Origin of the sequence: Lentilitoribacter sp. Alg239-R112, from assembly GCF_900537175.1 — a bacterium.
GTDB lineage: Bacteria > Pseudomonadota > Alphaproteobacteria > Rhizobiales > Rhizobiaceae > Lentilitoribacter.
In genome coordinates this window covers 1,259,042-1,276,727 of the sequence record NZ_LS999833.1, presented here as the reverse complement: position 1 = coordinate 1,276,727, position 17,686 = coordinate 1,259,042, and the positions used below count along the sequence as shown (strand labels likewise).

Below are 17,686 nucleotides of genomic sequence, written 5' to 3'. Positions count from 1 at the left end.
AATATCTTACTCCGCTTGAGGCGAGTAGGAGTATTTTAACCAACTTGATGGTTTTTGGGATGAGAAATCCGCCCTTTAAGAGAATTTAAGCTCCAATTCTGTAACTTTCAGCAAGATTTATTGATTGAGAGCCAGGTTATGGATTTTAGTGTTGATGTAAAACATGTTCCCTTATGTGTTGATTTAGATGGCACGTTGGTGGCCACAGATACGCTTTGGGAAGGCTTGGCTACGCTTTTGCTAAAACGTCCGTATCTCCTGTTTCATGTAGCTTTTTGGGTTTTCAAGGGAAAAGCATATCTTAAACAGAAAGTTGCATCTTACACCGATAGCTCTGCGCAAGACTGGCCGCTACGCAAAGAAGTGCTAGATTACATCGAAGCCGCCAAGCAGAGTGGTCGAAAGGCCTATCTTGTTACCGGGGCAGCTAAAGCGACGGCATTAGAGCTATCAAATCATCTTGGAATTTTCGATGGAGTTTTTCATAGTAATGAACAAGAAAACCTCACATCACATCGCAAGGCTGCTAAACTTGTTACAGAATTTGGCGAAGCCGGGTTTGACTACATTGGGAATAGTCGAGACGATGTCGTTGTATTTGACGTTGCCAGAAAGGGTATTGTCGTATCACCTGATAGTGCTGCCCGTCGCTGGCAAGAACTGAATGATGGTGAAGAAATCAATGTTCCGTTGCCGAGCCCAAACACGATCTTTAAATCAATTCGTGTTCATCAATGGGCGAAGAATATGCTCATCGGTGTTCCGCTTGTACTTGATCACAATTTGTTCGAGATGCAGGCTGTAGTAGCTGCCATCATAGCATTTTTCTCGTTCAGTTTTTTTGCATCATCGGTATATATCGTCAATGATTTATCTGATTTAAAAGCCGATCGAGCGCATGCAAAAAAGCGATATCGCCCCCTAGCTAGTGGAGCATTATCGATACCTGTTGCGGCAATGACCTGGTTTGCGCTCGTTGCTGCATCCATCGCATTGGCCAGTCTGCTTCCAGTTCAATTTATACTGGTTCTTGCGCTTTACGCTGTTGTGACGACGGCATATACTTTTGTTTTAAAACGTAAATTGCTCGTTGATGTGTTCACATTGGCGGGATTGTATACTATTCGAATTATAGCGGGAGCTGTGGCAACATTCAGCGAATTATCCTTCTGGCTTCTTGCGTTTTCAATTTTCTTTTTCTTATCACTCGCATTGGTAAAGCGTTATGTCGAGGTCTCAGAGCTGGACGATGATGATAATTCAAATGTCGTCGGGCGCGGTTATTCGGGTGTTGATACAAATATGCTTATTCAAGGCGGAATTTCATCTGCCTTTGCCGCAACAATGGTTTTAGCACTTTATATAAATAGTAATGAAGTTATTGGAATGTATTCTAACCCGTGGATGATTTGGCCTTTAGTGCCAATCATCTTATATATGCAATTGCGCATTTGGATATTGGCTGGTCGGGGACAGGTGCATGAAGATCCAGTTGTTTTTATCATGCGAGATTGGCGTAGTCAGCTGACAATGGTGATGGGCGGGGCGTTACTCTTAATCGCTATGGTGTAATCAGTGGAGCCTACTCACGACAACAACTTTACGAGCTGGGGCAATATAAGCCGAGTTCAACGTGATCTTGCATCAGTGGATCAGTTCCCAACATCTCAAGGCTCATTTCTTCCGTTTGGGAATGGCCGATCTTATGGTGACACTTGTCTCAATGACAGCGGTGTTTTGCTTCCTATGCAAAACGATGCGCATATTCATCATTTTGATGCAAAGACTGGTTTGTTATTTGCAGATGCAGGCGTTTTATTGCGTGATGTTTTAAAGTTTACTCGTCCATTCGGATATTTTCTAGAAGTCACGCCGGGAACTTCCTTTGTTACATTGGGTGGAGCAATTGCAAACGATGTGCACGGCAAAAACCATCATGCGCGCGGGACATTTGGACGCTCAGTTTTATCTTTCGATCTTTTGCGAAGTGATCGATCTGCATTGATGCACTGTTCGCCAGAAGAAAACTCCGAAATTTTTGCTGCAACAATTGGTGGTATGGGGCTGACTGGCGTTATTACGAGAGTTTGCCTTAGGCTTATGGAAGTTTCGTCATTTGACGTTAATCAAAAAACACTTCGGTTTAACAACCTGGATGAATATTTTGAAAATGTAGAAGTCATAGACGATGCGCACGAATATTCGGTCGCATGGATTGATCAGTTGGCCCGTGGGACATCATTTGGGCGAGGGGTTCTTATGGCCGGCAACCATGCTTCGGTTGAAGAGGGGCATGCTATGGCCGGAGAGAGACAAGCAGATGAGCCTAAAGATGCGAAACTTTCTGTGCCATTTACCTCTCCTATAAACCTGATTAACCGATGGAGCCTAGCGGCATTTAATTTTGTATATTATCACAGTTTCTCCAATGGCCTTAGTGAAAGCATAGAGCCTTGGCAGAGTTACTTTTATCCCCTTGATGCGATTAAGGGTTGGAACCGTTTGTATGGCCCAAAAGGTTTGTATCAACATCAAAGTGTTTATCCAAAGGCTGCTGCAAGAGAAACAACAATCGAATTATTGGAATGTGCAAAGCGCTTTAATCATGGATCATTTTTAACGGTACTGAAGAGCTTTGGTGCTCAAACAACACCCGCATTATTTTCATTTCCGCGAGAAGGTTTTACCCTAACGCTTGATTTTGCAAATCAGGGGGTGAAAACGCTTCAATTGTTAGATGCTCTTGACGAAATTGTGCTGAAAGCCGGTGGCGCTGTTAATCCATATAAAGATCATCGAATGAGTGCTGAAACATTTGCGCAATCTTTTCCCAATTGGCGTGAGTTAGAAGCTCACAGAGATCAGAAAATTTGCTCGGACTTCTGGCGCAGAACTGCTTTAACGTTGAAATAGCTGGCTTCTCAGCCACATTGATAAAAGTTTAATAAAAATTAGCCATAGCATTGAACGCCAGATTCATTTTTGCCTGTTATCACAAACGTGGGACAAGAATACGGGACAGAACATGAAGTTTATCTGGTTTATATTATTCACAGTGGTGACCAATGCTGCTGCACAGCTCATGCTCAAGCAGGGCATGACGATGATTGGTCCGCTTAACATTTCTGCTGAAAATGCAATATGGCGTATATTGCAGATTGTTTTTCAGCCGTGGGTATTTGCTGGATTATGTATGTTTGTAATCTCGATGGCCTCGCATTTATTTGTATTGTCAAAAGTTGATCTGTCATTCGCATATCCGTTTCTAAGCCTTGCTTATGTGGCGGTCGCAATCTTCGCATATTTCTTATTCAGCGAAGATATCAACAACTGGCGTATCGCCGGTATCGCCTTCATTTGCTTGGGCACGGTTTTAATCGCGCAATCTGATAAATCAGGAAAATCAGAAGTTGCTTCTGACAGCGCGGAACTTATTCAAGATTACTCTGGAGAGAGATCGTAATTATGAAACATATTATTTTCGGTGGTGATGGGTTTGTCGGCTCTCACCTTGCACCAAAATTACTTGAAGACGGACAAGAAGTTGTTGTTGTCGATGTCAAAAATAGCGACCACACTCACTATTCGAATGTTGAACATATACAACTTGATATTACCGACGAAACGCAGTTTTCAAAACTTAAGATTGATGCGGATGATGTGATTTATAATATGGCGGCAACTATGCTCTCGCCATTGCAAATTCGCTCTAAAAGATACGATTTCTTTTGGCCTGTGAACTTTCACGGTGCCGGCAATATAATGAAATCTATGGATAAGGCTGGAGCGTCCAAGTTTGTTCAATTCACCACGGATATGGTGTATGGACATACAATTGTTAGTCCTCAAACTGAGGATCACCCAATTGCTCCACTTGGTGAATATGGTGCATCCAAATGGGCAACTGAGCAGGAATGTCATAGATGGCGGGATCGCGGCATGGATATCTCAATCTTCCGCCCGCGCTTGATCATCGGCCCTGGTCGCCTTGGTATTTTGGAAAAACTATTCAAGTTGATTGATTTGAATTTGCCAGTTCCGATGATTGGCTCTGGCAAAGCGCCTTACCAGTTTATTTCTGTTTATGATTGCGCAGAAGCGGCAAGATTGGCATGGAAAGCCGGTTTTCCGAATGGGGAGTATAATTTAGGTTCACTTAATCCACCATCAGTGAGAGAATTATTGGGTGGGTTGATTCAGCATGCAGGCTCGCATTCAATTCTACTCCCAACGCCGGGTTTTGCGGTGAAGAAAACGCTCGCATTTCTGGATTTAATAAACATGCCGATCATGGATCCAGAGCAATATTTGATTGCTGACGAGATGTGTGTTCGTGAAACAGGCCGAGCGAAAAAAGATATGGGTTTTGTTCCAAAAGACAATGATATGGACATGCTGATTGCTGCTTACAAAGAATACCGTGCTGGGAAGACTGGCGCACAACAAAATAATTTAAATACAGTTCCTGCGGAATAGGATTGGATACAAAATGCTAAACGCACTTAGAAATGAAAATCCTGAAACACACGATATGCCCGTTTTGGATGTTAAGGTGAGAAAGCCGATTTTGCTGAGCGTTGAGGATGCTAAAGAGATGAATTTGGCGGATATGACTGAGCTTTTTAAAGATCATGTTAATCCTGGCCAATTGCATTTTATGAAACTTCTAGGTTTTCACAAAATTAAAATCGAAAGTGCCGAGGGTATGGTTTATCGTGATCAGAATGGTCGTGAAATTCTTGATTTCTTTGGTGGATTTGGTTCACTCGCTTTTGGTCACAACCATCCTCGAATATTAGATGCCCGTAAAAAATTTCAAGATGAAAAACGCCACGAAATAGCGATGGCATTTTTATCTCAATATAACGCGGCATTGGCGAAAAATCTGGCTGAAATTGCACCAGGCGATTTAAATATGGTTTTCCTAGGGTCATCTGGTTCGGAAGCCATGGAAGCAGCGGTGAAAGTTGCTGAACGTGCCGCTGGACCTGATAAATCGAAGGTCGTTTATGCTGAAAACTCGTTTCATGGTAAAACAAAGGGCGTACTCTCGCTGACTGATTCACCACTTTACAAGGGTGAGTTTAAATTAATTGAGAATACCGTTCGTGTGCCGTTTGCAGATATTGATGCTATTCGAAATGCCTTCGAAAGCGATCCGGAAATTGGTGTGATTGTGCTTGAAACCATTCAAGGTGGCGGCGGTATTATCAAGGCTGAACCAGCTTTCTGGCAAGAATTGCGCGCGTTATGCGATAAACATAATGTGCTTTGGGTTGCCGATGAAGTGCAATGTGGAATGGGTCGTTCAGGTCAATTCTTCGCCTTTGAATATGCTGATGTTGTGCCTGATGTCACAGCATTGGCAAAATCTCTCGGTGGCGGTAAATGCGCTATGGCTGCAATGATTGCAACGACAGAAGTGTACATGAAGGCGTATGGCACACCAAAAACGGCGTTGATCCATGGTCAAGCGACATTTGGCGGTATTGGTGAAGCCTGTGTGACGTCTATTGAAGGCCTCAACATTCTTTATGATGAGCAATTGATTGAGAACTCTGCGCAAACAGGGGCATATCTGTTGCGACGTCTTGAAGAGCTTCGGGAAAAATACCCGAAACTTATTAAAGACGTTCGCGGGCAGGGGCTTATGGTAGGTCTTGAATTCCAAGATTTCAGCCAGACATTACCTGCTGTCTTGCGCCCTGTTGTGGCAATGCTTGACGAGAAGCTAAAAGGTTCGCTGTCAGGATTTATTGGTGCGCTGATGCTCCGGGATTATGATGTTCTGGTTGCCTTTACAGAATATAATCGTAACGTTATCCGCCTTGAACCTCCGTTGATTTGTGAGCAACGCCATGTCGATCAGTTCATCGCAGCATTAGACAATCTACTGGGGCGCGGCATTATTCGTATTGTTAAAGATTTCGTCGCGAGCCAAGTTAAATAAGCAAAACAAGCGAGCATCATATCTATCGTGTTTAATGGATTGTTTAATAGCAATATAGTCAGAAGTGTTTTCACGCCTCTCTTGATTTGGTGTGATAAAAAACTTAGTCAATTGAGTGCGTGGCTGGGGGCTCTGTTCCTAGCCGGATTTGTTGCGCTCACAGCAGTTTATTCTATCACGCAGCCTTCCGTTAATTGGGATATGATCGCCTATCTTGCCTCCGCCGAAATGGTGGAAGGTGATAAAGATATCAAAACTGTCCATAGAGAAGTCTATGCCAAGGTAAAAAACAGTGTTTCGCCCGCAGAATACAAGGAATTAGCGGAGGGAGATAGTTATCGACTGCGACAATCTACCGATGCGGAAGCATTTGGGTCTATGTTGGTGATGTATAAAGTCAAATATCTTTATATTGAAGCGATACGAGTGCTTAAACCATTCCTCGGTGGTGTAAAAGTCATGAACACCATGTCAGTTGTAGCTGGCCTCGTTCTGGGTGTGGTAGTAATAGCATGGCTTTGGTCGGCGGGAGCATTGGTATTGGCTCCATTGTTTGTCGGATTATTTGCATTTACAGGCTATGCGGAACTTATGCGCAATGGCGGACCTGACATCGTTCAAGCGGCAATATTCTCTCTGGGAGCGTATATTTATTGGCGCAGCTCATCGTGGCTTTCAATTATCATTGCGACATCGCTGTTTCTCATCAGTTTTGCAATTAGGCCGGAATTATTAATCGTCCTCACAGGATTGGTGTTGGCGTTGGTATTGTTCGGAGGGCGGGCAGTTGTGCCAGCCGTAGCGACTATCGGAGCATTACTACTCTATCCAGTATTAACTGGTGCAGCGGGTCATCCTGGTTGGTGGACGCATTTTATGTTCTCACTCAATACGTATTCAGAAACCCTTATCGGCTTTGATCCCGATTTTAATATTATCTACTATTTCACTGCGCTAGTAAGAGGTATTACATACTCACTTATCCAACAGAGTTGGTTGGTGCTTACTCTTCTGGCTGTTCTAATGCGTTATATATTGTGGCGCTCGGATGTTCAGGTGGACAAAACTGCTAATCTATTATTCTGGGGGTGTTTAATTGGTCTTGGTGGAAAATTTGTTGTGTTTCCCATCCCCGACACGCGAACATATTTCACGCCACTTTTTGTGCTTTATCTGTCGCTTTCGCCCGCTATAAGCACATATCTGACGGCCACTTTTCAACGAGAGGGAGCTGCGGCTTAATCGCAAAATATAAAAAGCCCCGATGTTTCCAACGGGGCTTTTCGTATTTATAATTTAAAGATTATGCAGAGTAATACATGTCGAACTCAACCGGATGCGGAGTGTGTTCGAGACGTATAACTTCTTCCATTTTCAATTCGATGTATGAATCAATTTGATCATCATCAAATACACCGCCAGCAGTCAAGAATTTGCGATCTTTGTTGAGTGCTTCAAGAGCCTCACGCAATGAAGCACATACTGTTGGGATCTTCTTAAGTTCTTTTGGAGGAAGATCGTAAAGGTCTTTATCCATTGGTTTGCCCGGATGGATTTTGTTTTTGATGCCATCTAGGCCAGCCATAAGCATTGCTGCGAATGCAAGGTATGGGTTAGCCATTGGATCTGGGAAACGAACTTCTACACGTTTTGATTTTGGTGATGAACCAAATGGAATGCGACAAGACGCTGAACGGTTACGTGCAGAATATGCAAGTAGAACAGGGGCTTCGTAGCCAGGAACCAGACGCTTGTAGGAGTTTGTTGTTGGGTTTGTAAAGGCGTTAAGTGCTTTAGCGTGCTTAATAATGCCACCAATATAGTATAGGCAGTTTTCAGAAAGACCTGCATATTCATCACCAGCAAATGTTGGCTTTCCATCTTTCCAGATGGACTGGTGAACGTGCATGCCTGTGCCGTTATCGCCATATACTGGTTTAGGCATAAATGTTGCCGTTTTGCCGTAGGCGTTTGCAACTTGGTGCACAACATATTTGTAGATCTGAACTTTATCAGCATTGATTGTCATTTCATCAAACATGACACCAAGCTCGTGTTGAGCTGCCGCCACTTCGTGGTGGTGCTTCTCAACTTTTACGCCCATTTCCTTCATCACAGTCAACATTTCTGAACGCATGTCTTGCTCAGAATCTACTGGTGGTAATGGAAAATAACCGCCTTTTACGCGCGGACGGTGACCAAGGTTGCCTGTCTCATAGTCAGTGTCATTGTTTGTTGGCAATTCAGTTGAATCGAGTTTGAACCCTGTGTTGTATGGGTCAGCTTTAAACTTAACATCATCAAAGATGAAGAATTCTGGCTCTGGCCCCACATAAACAGTATCACCAACACCGGACGCCTGCATGTAAGCTTCAGCTTTTTTCGCAATTGAGCGTGGGTCACGGTTGTAACCTTCACCTGTGACCGGATCTAAGATGTCGCATGTAATTGCGATTGTAGATTGTGCGAAGAACGGATCAACGTGGCATGTTGAGCAATCAGGCATCATAACCATGTCTGATTCATTAATGGCTCTCCAGCCTTCAATTGATGAACCATCAAACATGACGCCATCTGCGAACATGTCTTCATCAACAACGCTAACGTCCATCGTTACGTGATGCACCTTACCGCGCGGGTCAGAAAAACGAAGATCAACAAACTTGATGTCTTCTTCTTTGATTTGCTTTAAAATATCTTTAGCAGTCGTCATGTTACAATTCCTTATTCAGTATGACGAAAATTTAGCTGCTGAAAGCAGCCGATGATTTTTTCTATGAGTTGAGATTAAACGGCATCAATACCTGTTTCACCGGTACGGATCCGAATGACTTCTTCCACCTGTGATACAAATATTTTTCCATCGCCAATGCGGCCCGTTTGCGCGGCATTTCTAATGGCTTCAATTGCAGCTTCTACATTGTCTTCACCTAATACAATTTCCACCTTAACCTTAGGTAAAAAGTCAACAACATATTCAGCACCACGGTAAAGCTCTGTATGGCCTTTTTGGCGACCAAAACCTTTAGCTTCTGTGACTGTGATTCCTTGCAAGCCGACTTCTTGAAGGGCTTCCTTCACTTCATCGAGCTTGAACGGCTTAATGATGGCTTCGATTTTCTTCATAAGAGAATCTTCTCCGCTTTTTCTGTTACGGCGTGTAATTTGCACGCTCTGTAATTTATTAAGCACAAGTCATGCCAGTTTTGATTAGTCAAACAAAAATAAGTGATTTTTTGTTCATTTTGTTGCGATATTTCTGATTTTCCTCATAAAAATTCTTACTATTTGCAAAATTGACACCAAAAAAAGTGAGTATGATAAGAATGGATGTGACTTAAGAATGCATGGTCCGCTCAATCATGGGGTTTTCTCTGGTTAAAAAATAAGCAAATGCCTAAAATTTAATCTGTATGAGGGGCTGAAAAATAATCGGTAATGAGGAAATTGCTTAACCTTTCATCATCTCATTGAATCGGCGTTTGATTTCCTCGGTACCTACATCTTCCAAATTGCTAGCTATGTGCCAGATATGACCAAATGGATCTTGTAGTTTTCCTGATCGATCGCCGTGAAACTGATTTTCAATCTGAGTAAGAGTTTTACATCCGTCAGATATCATATTGTTAAAGGTCGTATCGATATCATCAACATAGATGTTTATGGACACTGGTGTTCCATCATATGATAAAGGTGATTTGATGCCCATCTGCTCAAATTCATCACTTATCATAATACGACAATTCTGAAAATCCAGCTCGCTATGCATTATTTTTCCATCGGGAGATTCAAGCCTGTAGATCTCTTGTGCGTTGAAATGTTTTTCATAAAAATCAATCGCGCGACTTGCATCCCTGCAGATAAGATAGGGTGTAATACGTTGATATCCTGTTCTCATGAATGCCTCCTGAGAGTTTTGTCGTTGGAAACCAAAATTTATCTACTTAGCGCGACGTTCAAATAGTTCTTTCAAAAATTGCCCGGTGTAAGAACGTTCAACTTTTGCCACATCTTCCGGTGTGCCTGTAGCTACGATTTCTCCACCGCCATCGCCGCCCTCAGGACCAAGATCTATAACCCAATCGGCACTTTTAATAACTTCGAGATTATGTTCGATCACCGCGAGAGAATTTCCTTGATCCACCAGTTCTTGCAATACGTCCAGCAGTTTTGCGATGTCATGAAAATGTAGGCCTGTGGTTGGCTCATCTAATATATACAGAGTTTTGCCTGTTGATCGTTTTGAGAGTTCTTTGGCGAGTTTAACGCGTTGCGCTTCACCACCAGAAAGGGTGGTGGCCTGTTGACCAACTTTGATATAATCAAGTCCGACCCGTTTTAGAGTGACCAACTTGTCGCGAACAGCAGGGAAGGCGTCAAAAAAAACGCAACCTTCCTCGACCGTCATGTCAAGTACATCGGCTATAGATTTGCCCTTAAACATGACGTCGAGAGTCTCTTTGTTGTAGCGTTTGCCGTGACATACATCACAAGTCACATACACATCGGGCAGGAAGTGCATTTCAATTTTTATAACACCATCACCTTGGCATGCTTCGCAACGTCCGCCTTTTACGTTGAATGAAAAACGTCCAGGCTGGTAACCTCGAGCCTTAGCTTCTGGTAATCCGGCGAACCATTCTCTTATTGGTGTAAAGGCACCTGTATAAGTCGCCGGATTTGACCGTGGTGTCCGACCAATTGGAGATTGATCAATATCAATAACTTTATCGATAAATTCAAAACCCTCAATATGATCGTGAGCTGCCGGATTATCGCGTGCGCCCATAATTCGACGCGCAGCAGCTTTATATAATGTTTCAATAAGGAGTGTAGATTTTCCTCCACCTGAAACGCCCGTTACTGCAGTGAACAGACCTAGAGGGATCTCGGCTGTTACATTTTTTAAATTATTAGCTTTTGCTCCTACAACTTTGATATGTCTTCCTTTTACTGGTTTTCGACGCACTTCTCTATTTGGTATTTCAATGGCACCTGTAAGATATTGGCCAGTTAGTGATTTCTTACTTGCCATAACTTGTTTTGGTGTTCCTTTGGCAATGATTTCGCCTCCGTGAATACCTGCGGCTGGGCCAATATCAACGACATAATCTGCTGTTAAAATCGCATCTTCATCATGTTCAACCACAATCACGGTATTGCCGATATCTCTTAGGTGACGCAAGGTATCAAGAAGGCGGGCATTGTCGCGTTGATGAAGGCCAATTGATGGTTCATCCAAGACATATAGTACGCCTGTTAGGCCTGAACCAATTTGAGATGCCAGCCGAATTCTCTGACTCTCACCACCAGATAGGGTGCCTGAATTTCGAGATAGTGTCAGGTAATCAAGACCAACATCATTGAGGAATTTTAAACGCTCGCGGATTTCCTTCAAAATACGTTCCGCTATTTCCATTTGCTTGTCATTTAGTTTTGATGGAAGAGAATCAAACCAATCACCAGCCCCGCGAATGGACATTTGGCTAACTTGGCCAATATGTTTGCCGTCAAGTTTTACTGCCAGTGTTTCAGGTTTTAGGCGGAAGCCTTTGCAAGAAGGGCAGGAAGCTTGAGACATGTAACGCTCAATTTCATCGCGAGCCCAGTTGCTGTCAGTTTCGCGCCAACGCCGCTCCAGATTGGGGATAATACCTTCGAAATTTTTAGACGTTTTATAAGAACGCAGGCCGTCATCATAGTTGAATTCGATCTTGTCTTTAGTGCCGTTTAGGATCGCCTTTTGCGCCGTCTCTGTTAACTCAAACCAGCAATCGCTCATTTTGAAATTAAAGTGTTTTCCAAGCGCTTCCAGCGTTTGCTTATAGTATGGTGACGAAGACTTAGACCAAGGTGCAATTGCTCCATCGCGTAAAGTTTTTCCTTGATCTGGTACGATTAAATCAGGGCTAATCTTTTTTTGGCTACCCAGCCCATCGCAAGTGGGGCAAGCGCCAAATGGGTTGTTAAACGAAAACAAGCGAGGCTCGATTTCCGGTATTGTAAAGCCAGACACAGGACAGGCAAACTTCTCAGAAAACATTATGCGTTCATGTGTTTCGTTTTTTGATTTGTTTTTTGAGCCCGACGCGGTTTCAGAATCAGGCAAAGGTTTGTCGGCAAATTCAGCTATTGCCAGACCTTCTGACAGCTTCAAACAGGTTTCTATACTATCTGCCAAACGCGCAGCACTATCAGGACGGACCACGACACGATCGACCACGACATCGATGTCATGTTTGAATTTTTTATCAAGGTCGGGTACGTCAGCAATTTCGTAATATTGGCCATCGACCTTAAGGCGTTGATAGCCTTTTTTCATCAACTCAGCCATCTCTTTGCGATATTCGCCTTTTCTGCCGCGAATAAGCGGAGCAAGTATATAAAGACGTGTTCCTTCTTCTAGCTCCAGAACGCGATCTACCATCTGACTTACGGTCTGACTCTCAATCGGGAGGCCTGTCGTAGGCGAGTAGGGAACGCCGACGCGAGCAAACAAGAGGCGCATGTAATCATAAATTTCAGTGACAGTGCCGACCGTCGAACGCGGGTTACGGCTTGTTGTCTTCTGCTCAATTGAAATTGCTGGAGAGAGGCCTTCAATTTGATCAACGTCCGGTTTTTGCATCATTTCCAAAAACTGGCGTGCATAGGCAGATAGACTTTCAACATAGCGCCGTTGACCCTCAGCATAGATTGTATCAAATGCGAGTGAGGATTTGCCCGAGCCGGATAGCCCCGTCATTACGATTAGTTTGTTTCGTGGGAGGTCGATGTCAACGCTTTTGAGATTGTGTTCGCGCGCGCCACGTACTGATATTGTCTTTAACTCGCTCATGAATGGTCCATTACATGTCAACTGGAAGATAGATGGTATTACTCTTCTTTACGCTCAAGTCGAGCACTGGTTTTAATTAATCCAAGATTTGATTCTCTTGACACTGCGCATTGTGATATATAGAACAAAAATAGAACAAACCAGCCTTTTTCTGAGTATTTCATATTTATATGTGGATTTAGATAAATAGGATGATTTGTGGTGGGACATGACCGACTAAGCTGGGTTAATGCGTAGCTAAGCGTACTCAGCGTTGGCATTAGTATATTTTGAAAGGTTTTGACATGGCGGGCAGTGTGAATAAAGTTATTTTGGTTGGCAATCTTGGTGCTGATCCAGATGTAAAGCGCACACAAGATGGTCGTCCGATTGTTAATCTTTCAATCGCGACATCGGAAAGCTGGCGTGATAAAAATACAGGCGAGCGTCGAGATAAGACAGAATGGCACCGTGTTGTGATCTTTTCTGAGGGTCTATGCCGTGTTGCGGAAAACTATTTGAAAAAGGGCTCGAAAGTTTATCTTGAGGGCGCGTTGCAAACACGCAAATGGCAAGATCAAAACGGGCAAGATAAATATTCGACGGAAGTCGTGCTACAGGGTTTTAACTCGACTTTGACAATGCTTGATGGCCGGAACGACAACCAAGGTGGCGGAGGTAACTTTGGTAGCAACCAAGGTGGAGGCAACTTTGGTGGAAGTCAGGGTAGCGGTAACCAAGGTGGTGGAAATATTCCTGGTGGTTCCGGTGATTCTGGCGGCTTTTCTAATGATATGGACGATGATATCCCGTTTTGATCGGGATATTTAGTCAGGCATTTTTGATAACGCAATTGTCAGATGATTTCGTTTGCCTAATGGCCTATTGTTATCTCAAACGATCATCGAGCGAAGTGTGAGTAATATGCGACTTTTGATTTCCGGTTTTATCATTTTATTTTCGAGCTTTTCCGCAACCGCTGGAGAAGTAGATGTATTGGATGTGAAGGCAGAGAAGAATGCTAGCGGCAGCTACCGTTTTTCAGTGACAGTTAAGCATGCAGATGAGGGCTGGGATCATTACGCTGATAAATGGGACGTGGTTGACTCAGATGGAAACATATTGGGCACGCGCGTTCTCGCTCACCCACATGTTAATGAGCAGCCATTTACGCGGTCATTATCAAATATCGAAATTCCTGAGGACGTGAAATACGTACTCATTCGTGCTCATGATAGTGTTCATAAATATGGCGGCAAAGAGTTCAAGTTAGAGCTTCCGAGATGATTCTGGTTTGATATTATCCGAAGGTCCAAATTGAATTAATACCATCAACGACAAATTGAACTGATAAGGCTGCCAAAACAAGACCCATTAAACGTGTCAGAATCATTCGTCCTGTTGTGCCGAGTAATTTATCCAGCCTGTCTGTTATCACGAGACTTATAAATAGCACGATTAGGGCTGCGATTATAACTCCAATCAAAGCTGATGTCATTGCAACGCCCTTAAATGAAGCTGAAAGCAAGATTACAGCTGATATCGCGCCCGGGCCTGAAATAAGCGGTATTGCAAGTGGGAATACGGCTATATTTGCGATGTGGTCTTTTGTGATGGCTGTTTCGGCGCTCGCTTCCTGCCGCTTTTGCCGCCTTTCGAATAACATCTCAAACGATATCCAAAATAGTAGCAACCCGCCAGCTATTCTGAACGCGCCAAGACTGATCCCTAAAGTCGTAAGAATTTTTGAGCCGAGAATGGCGAATGTAGCTAACAGGGCTAAAGCGATCACGCAGGCACGTAAGGCGACCTGAAACCGTTCAGAGCGGCTCATATCAGCAGTTAAACCTAAGAAAATAGCGGCCATGCCCGGCGGGTCAAACATAATGATTAATGTTGTGAATGCGCTGATGATTAAATCTGATGACAATTTAGACCCCCGACACGTGCAAATATCTGTTTTGATATGGCTTTAAATGTATAATTTTTCACTTAAACCATCTTTCAACAGCCTTTATGGGCTTATCCCCTATTAAAGTAAAACAGATATTAGCAAGCGGAGACTGTCTGCGCTATAAAAGGTGATTGATTCCAATAATAGTGATCTGTTTAAATTGACCGACCAAACTACACCAGAAAATAACGACCCAACACCGGGTATCGAGCCAATATCAATCGTAGAAGAGATGCAGCGTTCGTATCTTGATTATGCCATGAGCGTAATTGTTTCACGTGCTCTTCCTGATGTTCGAGATGGATTGAAGCCTGTTCACCGCCGTATTTTATACGCAATGCATGAGGGTAATTATCATTGGAACCGTAAATATGTGAAATCGTCACGTATTGTCGGTGATGTGATGGGTAAATATCACCCTCACGGTGATCAGTCGATCTATGATGCAATGGTTCGTATGGCCCAAGATTGGTCGATGGGAGCGATGCTTGTCGATGGACAGGGCAACTTTGGTTCCATCGATGGTGATCCGCCAGCTGCGATGCGTTATACGGAATCTCGTCTTGCCAAGCTTGCTCACGACTTGCTCGAAGATATTGACAAGGACACCGTTGATTTCCAAGAAACTTACGATAATTCCGGTAGTGAGCCAACTGTCGTCCCCGCTCGTTTTCCTAATCTTCTTGTCAACGGTGCTGGCGGTATTGCTGTTGGTATGGCGACAAATATCCCACCACACAATTTGGTTGAGGTCATAAACGGCTGTATTGCTGTTATGGAAAACCCTGCAATTGAACTGCCGGAACTCATGGAGATTGTGCCGGGTCCGGATTTTCCGACTGGTGGGCATATTCTAGGTCGAGCAGGTATTAAAAGTGCGTTTGAAACAGGGCGCGGTTCTGTTGTTATGCGTGGTAAGACGCATTTTGAAACGATCCGTAATGATCGTAATGCAATCATTGTTACCGAGGTTCCTTATCAAGTAAATAAAGCTGCCATGATTGAGAAAATGGCTGAGCTTGTGCGTGATAAGCGTATTGAAGGTATTTCCGATCTTCGTGATGAATCTGATCGGCAAGGCTATCGGGTTGTTATTGAATTAAAACGTGATGCGGTACCAGAGGTCATTCTTAACCAACTGTTCCGCTACACACAGCTACAAACGTCTTTTGGCGTTAATATGGTTGCACTAAACGGCGGCAAGCCTGAGCTACTCAATATTATGGACTTGCTGAAAGCTTTTGTGGCTTTCCGTGAGGAAGTTATCAGCCGTCGTACTAAATTCTTGCTCCGTAAAGTTCGCGATCGAGCGCATGTCTTGGTTGGTTTGGCGATTGCCGTTGCGAATATTGACGAAATTATTGCTTTGATCCGCAAGGCTCCAGATCCTGCAACGGCTAGAGCACAGCTCATGGAGCGGCGCTGGCCTGCTAAGGATGTGGAATCTCTTATTCTTCTAATTGATGATCCGCGCCACCGTATTAATGAAGATAAAACATATAATCTTTCTGAAGAGCAAGCTCGCGCTATTCTTGAACTCCGTTTGGCTCGCCTGACAGCACTAGGTCGCGATGAAGTTGCAGATGAATTGAATACCATCGGTTCAGAGATCAAAGATTATCTCGATATCTTAAGCTCTCGTATGCGCATTCAGGGCATTGTGCGTGATGAGATGATTTCCATCCGTGATGAGTTTGGCGTTCCGCGCCGAACTGAAATCATGGAAGGTGGTCCAGATATGGACGATGAAGATTTAATCGCGCGTGAGGATATGGTCGTAACCGTATCACATAGCGGTTACATCAAACGTGTTCCTTTGGCCTCTTATCGGGCGCAGCGTCGTGGTGGTAAAGGTCGTTCAGGAATGTCGACCAAAGACGAGGATTTCGTCACACGTCTGTTTGTCGCCAATACGCATACGCCGATGTTGTTTTTCTCTTCTCGTGGCATTGTTTATAAAGAGAAAGTTTGGCGTTTGCCGATTGGCAGCCCGCAATCTCGTGGCAAAGCACTCATTAATATGCTGCCGCTGGAGCAGGGCGAGCGCATTACGTCTATCATGCCGCTTCCTGAAGATGAAGAAAGTTGGACACAGCTTGATGTTATGTTTGCAACAACTCGTGGCACAGTAAGACGCAACAAGTTGTCTGACTTTGTTCAGGTTAATCGCAATGGCAAGATTGCGATGAAGCTTGATGATGACGATGAGATATTAAATGTAGAAACTTGTAGCGAGCATGATGATGTCTTGCTGACGACAGCTTTGGGTCAATGTATTCGGTTCCCAGTGACTGCTATTCGCGTATTTGCGGGACGGAATTCTGTTGGTGTTCGTGGTATTAATCTAGCGGAAAAAGACAACATTATTTCCATGACAATTATTGGTCATGTTGATGCCGAACCATGGGAGCGAACAGCTTATCTCAAACGTGCAGCTGCCGAACGCCGCCTTGAAGGTGATGATGGTGAAGAAGTTGTTCTGGAAGTTGAAGATGAGGATCTCGTTGAGGGTGAATTGTCGCAGGAGCGCTTTGATGAGTTAAAGGCTCGAGAGCAATTTGTGCTAACAGTAAGCGCAAAAGGCTATGGTAAGCGCTCATCTACATATGAGTTCCGAATTTCGGGACGTGGCGGTAAAGGCATTAAGGCTACGGATACCTCTAAGACTTCGACTATTGGTAAATTGGTCTCCGCATTCCCAGTCGAAGATAAGAATGAGATCATGTTAGTATCCGATGGCGGGCAAGTTATTCGAGTACCAGTCAATGGTATACGCATGGCAAGCCGGGCAACAAAGGGTGTAACGATTTTCTCAACTGCGAAGAAAGAAAATGTGGTTTCTGTTGACTGCATTAGTGAACCTGCAGACAATAGCGAAGATGATGCGCTATCGGAAGGTGAAGCTTCTGTAGATCAAGTCGATGCGCCAATCGTGGATCAATCTGAGCAGGGTGATGCTTAGTAG

14 protein-coding genes are annotated in these 17,686 nt (G+C 43.8%); 9 read left to right on the top strand and 5 right to left on the bottom strand.

Translation table 11 applies throughout. The features are described from left to right. The first annotated feature begins 138 nt into the window (after window positions 1–138). The 6 genes from G3W54_RS06595 to G3W54_RS06570 all read left to right on the top strand — a co-directional run bounded on the left by G3W54_RS06595 (window position 139) and on the right by G3W54_RS06570 (window position 7,192). Window positions 139–1,572 carry a UbiA family prenyltransferase gene (locus G3W54_RS06595; RefSeq protein WP_162652305.1) on the top strand — a complete coding sequence of 478 codons (1,434 nt, stop codon included), beginning with the start codon at window positions 139–141 and terminating at the stop codon, window positions 1,570–1,572. A gap of 3 nt (window positions 1,573–1,575) precedes the next feature. Further along, on the top strand, window positions 1,576–2,913 hold the full coding sequence (locus G3W54_RS06590) for an FAD-binding oxidoreductase (protein WP_162652304.1): 1,338 nt from the start codon (window positions 1,576–1,578) through the stop codon (window positions 2,911–2,913). Window positions 2,914–3,025: 112 nt separating this feature from the next. Further along, window positions 3,026–3,463 (top strand): transporter, encoded by a 438-nt coding sequence (locus tag G3W54_RS06585; RefSeq protein WP_162652303.1) that lies wholly within the window; start codon window positions 3,026–3,028, stop codon window positions 3,461–3,463. Between the two features lie 2 nt (window positions 3,464–3,465). Next, window positions 3,466–4,476 carry an NAD(P)-dependent oxidoreductase gene (locus G3W54_RS06580; protein ID WP_162652302.1) on the top strand — a complete coding sequence of 337 codons (1,011 nt, stop codon included), beginning with the start codon at window positions 3,466–3,468 and terminating at the stop codon, window positions 4,474–4,476. A gap of 55 nt (window positions 4,477–4,531) precedes the next feature. Next, window positions 4,532–5,950: an aspartate aminotransferase family protein gene (locus G3W54_RS06575; protein WP_244627910.1), complete on the top strand. Its 1,419-nt coding sequence runs from the start codon at window positions 4,532–4,534 to the stop codon at window positions 5,948–5,950. Window positions 5,951–6,061: 111 nt separating this feature from the next. After that, entirely contained in the window at window positions 6,062–7,192 is a 1,131-nt protein-coding gene (locus G3W54_RS06570; RefSeq protein WP_162652300.1) for a hypothetical protein, read from the top strand. A gap of 61 nt (window positions 7,193–7,253) precedes the next feature. Here G3W54_RS06570 and glnA read toward each other — a convergent pair whose 3' ends face one another. The 4 genes from glnA to uvrA form a co-directional block, all read right to left on the bottom strand. Then, a complete protein-coding gene (gene glnA, locus G3W54_RS06565) occupies window positions 7,254–8,663 on the bottom strand; it encodes a type I glutamate--ammonia ligase (protein ID WP_162652299.1) in 1,410 nt (469 codons plus the stop codon). A gap of 74 nt (window positions 8,664–8,737) precedes the next feature. After that, on the bottom strand, window positions 8,738–9,076 hold the full coding sequence (locus G3W54_RS06560; protein ID WP_162652298.1) for a P-II family nitrogen regulator: 339 nt from the start codon (window positions 9,074–9,076) through the stop codon (window positions 8,738–8,740). Between the two features lie 325 nt (window positions 9,077–9,401). Further along, window positions 9,402–9,848 carry a VOC family protein gene (locus G3W54_RS06555; protein WP_162652297.1) on the bottom strand — a complete coding sequence of 149 codons (447 nt, stop codon included), beginning with the start codon at window positions 9,846–9,848 and terminating at the stop codon, window positions 9,402–9,404. 42 nt (window positions 9,849–9,890) lie between these two features. Beyond that, window positions 9,891–12,788, bottom strand: coding sequence for an excinuclease ABC subunit UvrA (gene uvrA / locus G3W54_RS06550; protein ID WP_162652296.1), 2,898 nt, complete (start codon window positions 12,786–12,788; stop codon window positions 9,891–9,893). Window positions 12,789–13,072: 284 nt separating this feature from the next. Here uvrA and G3W54_RS06545 point away from each other — a divergent pair, with 284 nt between their 5' ends. Together G3W54_RS06545 and G3W54_RS06540 are read left to right on the top strand one after the other, a co-directional pair. Further along, window positions 13,073–13,585 (top strand): single-stranded DNA-binding protein, encoded by a 513-nt coding sequence (locus G3W54_RS06545; RefSeq protein ID WP_162653588.1) that lies wholly within the window; start codon window positions 13,073–13,075, stop codon window positions 13,583–13,585. 106 nt (window positions 13,586–13,691) lie between these two features. Next, the gene (locus tag G3W54_RS06540) at window positions 13,692–14,054 is read left to right on the top strand and encodes a hypothetical protein (RefSeq protein ID WP_162653587.1); all 363 of its coding nucleotides are present in this window, start codon (window positions 13,692–13,694) and stop codon (window positions 14,052–14,054) included. A gap of 13 nt (window positions 14,055–14,067) precedes the next feature. On the opposite strand, the gene G3W54_RS06535 is transcribed toward G3W54_RS06540, so the two are convergent. Then, window positions 14,068–14,697, bottom strand: a complete 630-nt coding sequence (locus tag G3W54_RS06535) for a MarC family protein (protein WP_162652295.1) — start codon at window positions 14,695–14,697, stop codon at window positions 14,068–14,070. Between the two features lie 184 nt (window positions 14,698–14,881). On the opposite strand from G3W54_RS06535, the gene gyrA reads away from it, so the two are divergent. After that, complete coding sequence (gene gyrA, locus G3W54_RS06530) at window positions 14,882–17,683, top strand: DNA gyrase subunit A (RefSeq protein ID WP_162652294.1); 2,802 nt, start codon at window positions 14,882–14,884, stop codon at window positions 17,681–17,683. Window positions 17,684–17,686 lie beyond the last annotated feature (3 nt).

What these genes read in the sequence shown, in the direction of transcription:
- G3W54_RS06595 (WP_162652305.1), top strand. Translation starts at nt 139, where the DNA reads ATGGATTTTAGTGTTGATGTAAAACATGTTCCCTTATGTGTTGATTTA.
- G3W54_RS06585 (WP_162652303.1), top strand. Translation starts at nt 3,026, where the DNA reads ATGAAGTTTATCTGGTTTATATTATTCACAGTGGTGACCAATGCTGCT.
- G3W54_RS06580 (WP_162652302.1), top strand. Translation starts at nt 3,466, where the DNA reads ATGAAACATATTATTTTCGGTGGTGATGGGTTTGTCGGCTCTCACCTT.
- G3W54_RS06575 (WP_244627910.1), top strand. Translation starts at nt 4,532, where the DNA reads ATGCCCGTTTTGGATGTTAAGGTGAGAAAGCCGATTTTGCTGAGCGTT.
- glnA (WP_162652299.1), bottom strand. Translation starts at nt 8,663, where the DNA reads ATGACGACTGCTAAAGATATTTTAAAGCAAATCAAAGAAGAAGACATC.
- G3W54_RS06560 (WP_162652298.1), bottom strand. Translation starts at nt 9,076, where the DNA reads ATGAAGAAAATCGAAGCCATCATTAAGCCGTTCAAGCTCGATGAAGTG.
- G3W54_RS06555 (WP_162652297.1), bottom strand. Translation starts at nt 9,848, where the DNA reads ATGAGAACAGGATATCAACGTATTACACCCTATCTTATCTGCAGGGAT.
- uvrA (WP_162652296.1), bottom strand. Translation starts at nt 12,788, where the DNA reads ATGAGCGAGTTAAAGACAATATCAGTACGTGGCGCGCGCGAACACAAT.
- G3W54_RS06545 (WP_162653588.1), top strand. Translation starts at nt 13,073, where the DNA reads ATGGCGGGCAGTGTGAATAAAGTTATTTTGGTTGGCAATCTTGGTGCT.
- G3W54_RS06540 (WP_162653587.1), top strand. Translation starts at nt 13,692, where the DNA reads ATGCGACTTTTGATTTCCGGTTTTATCATTTTATTTTCGAGCTTTTCC.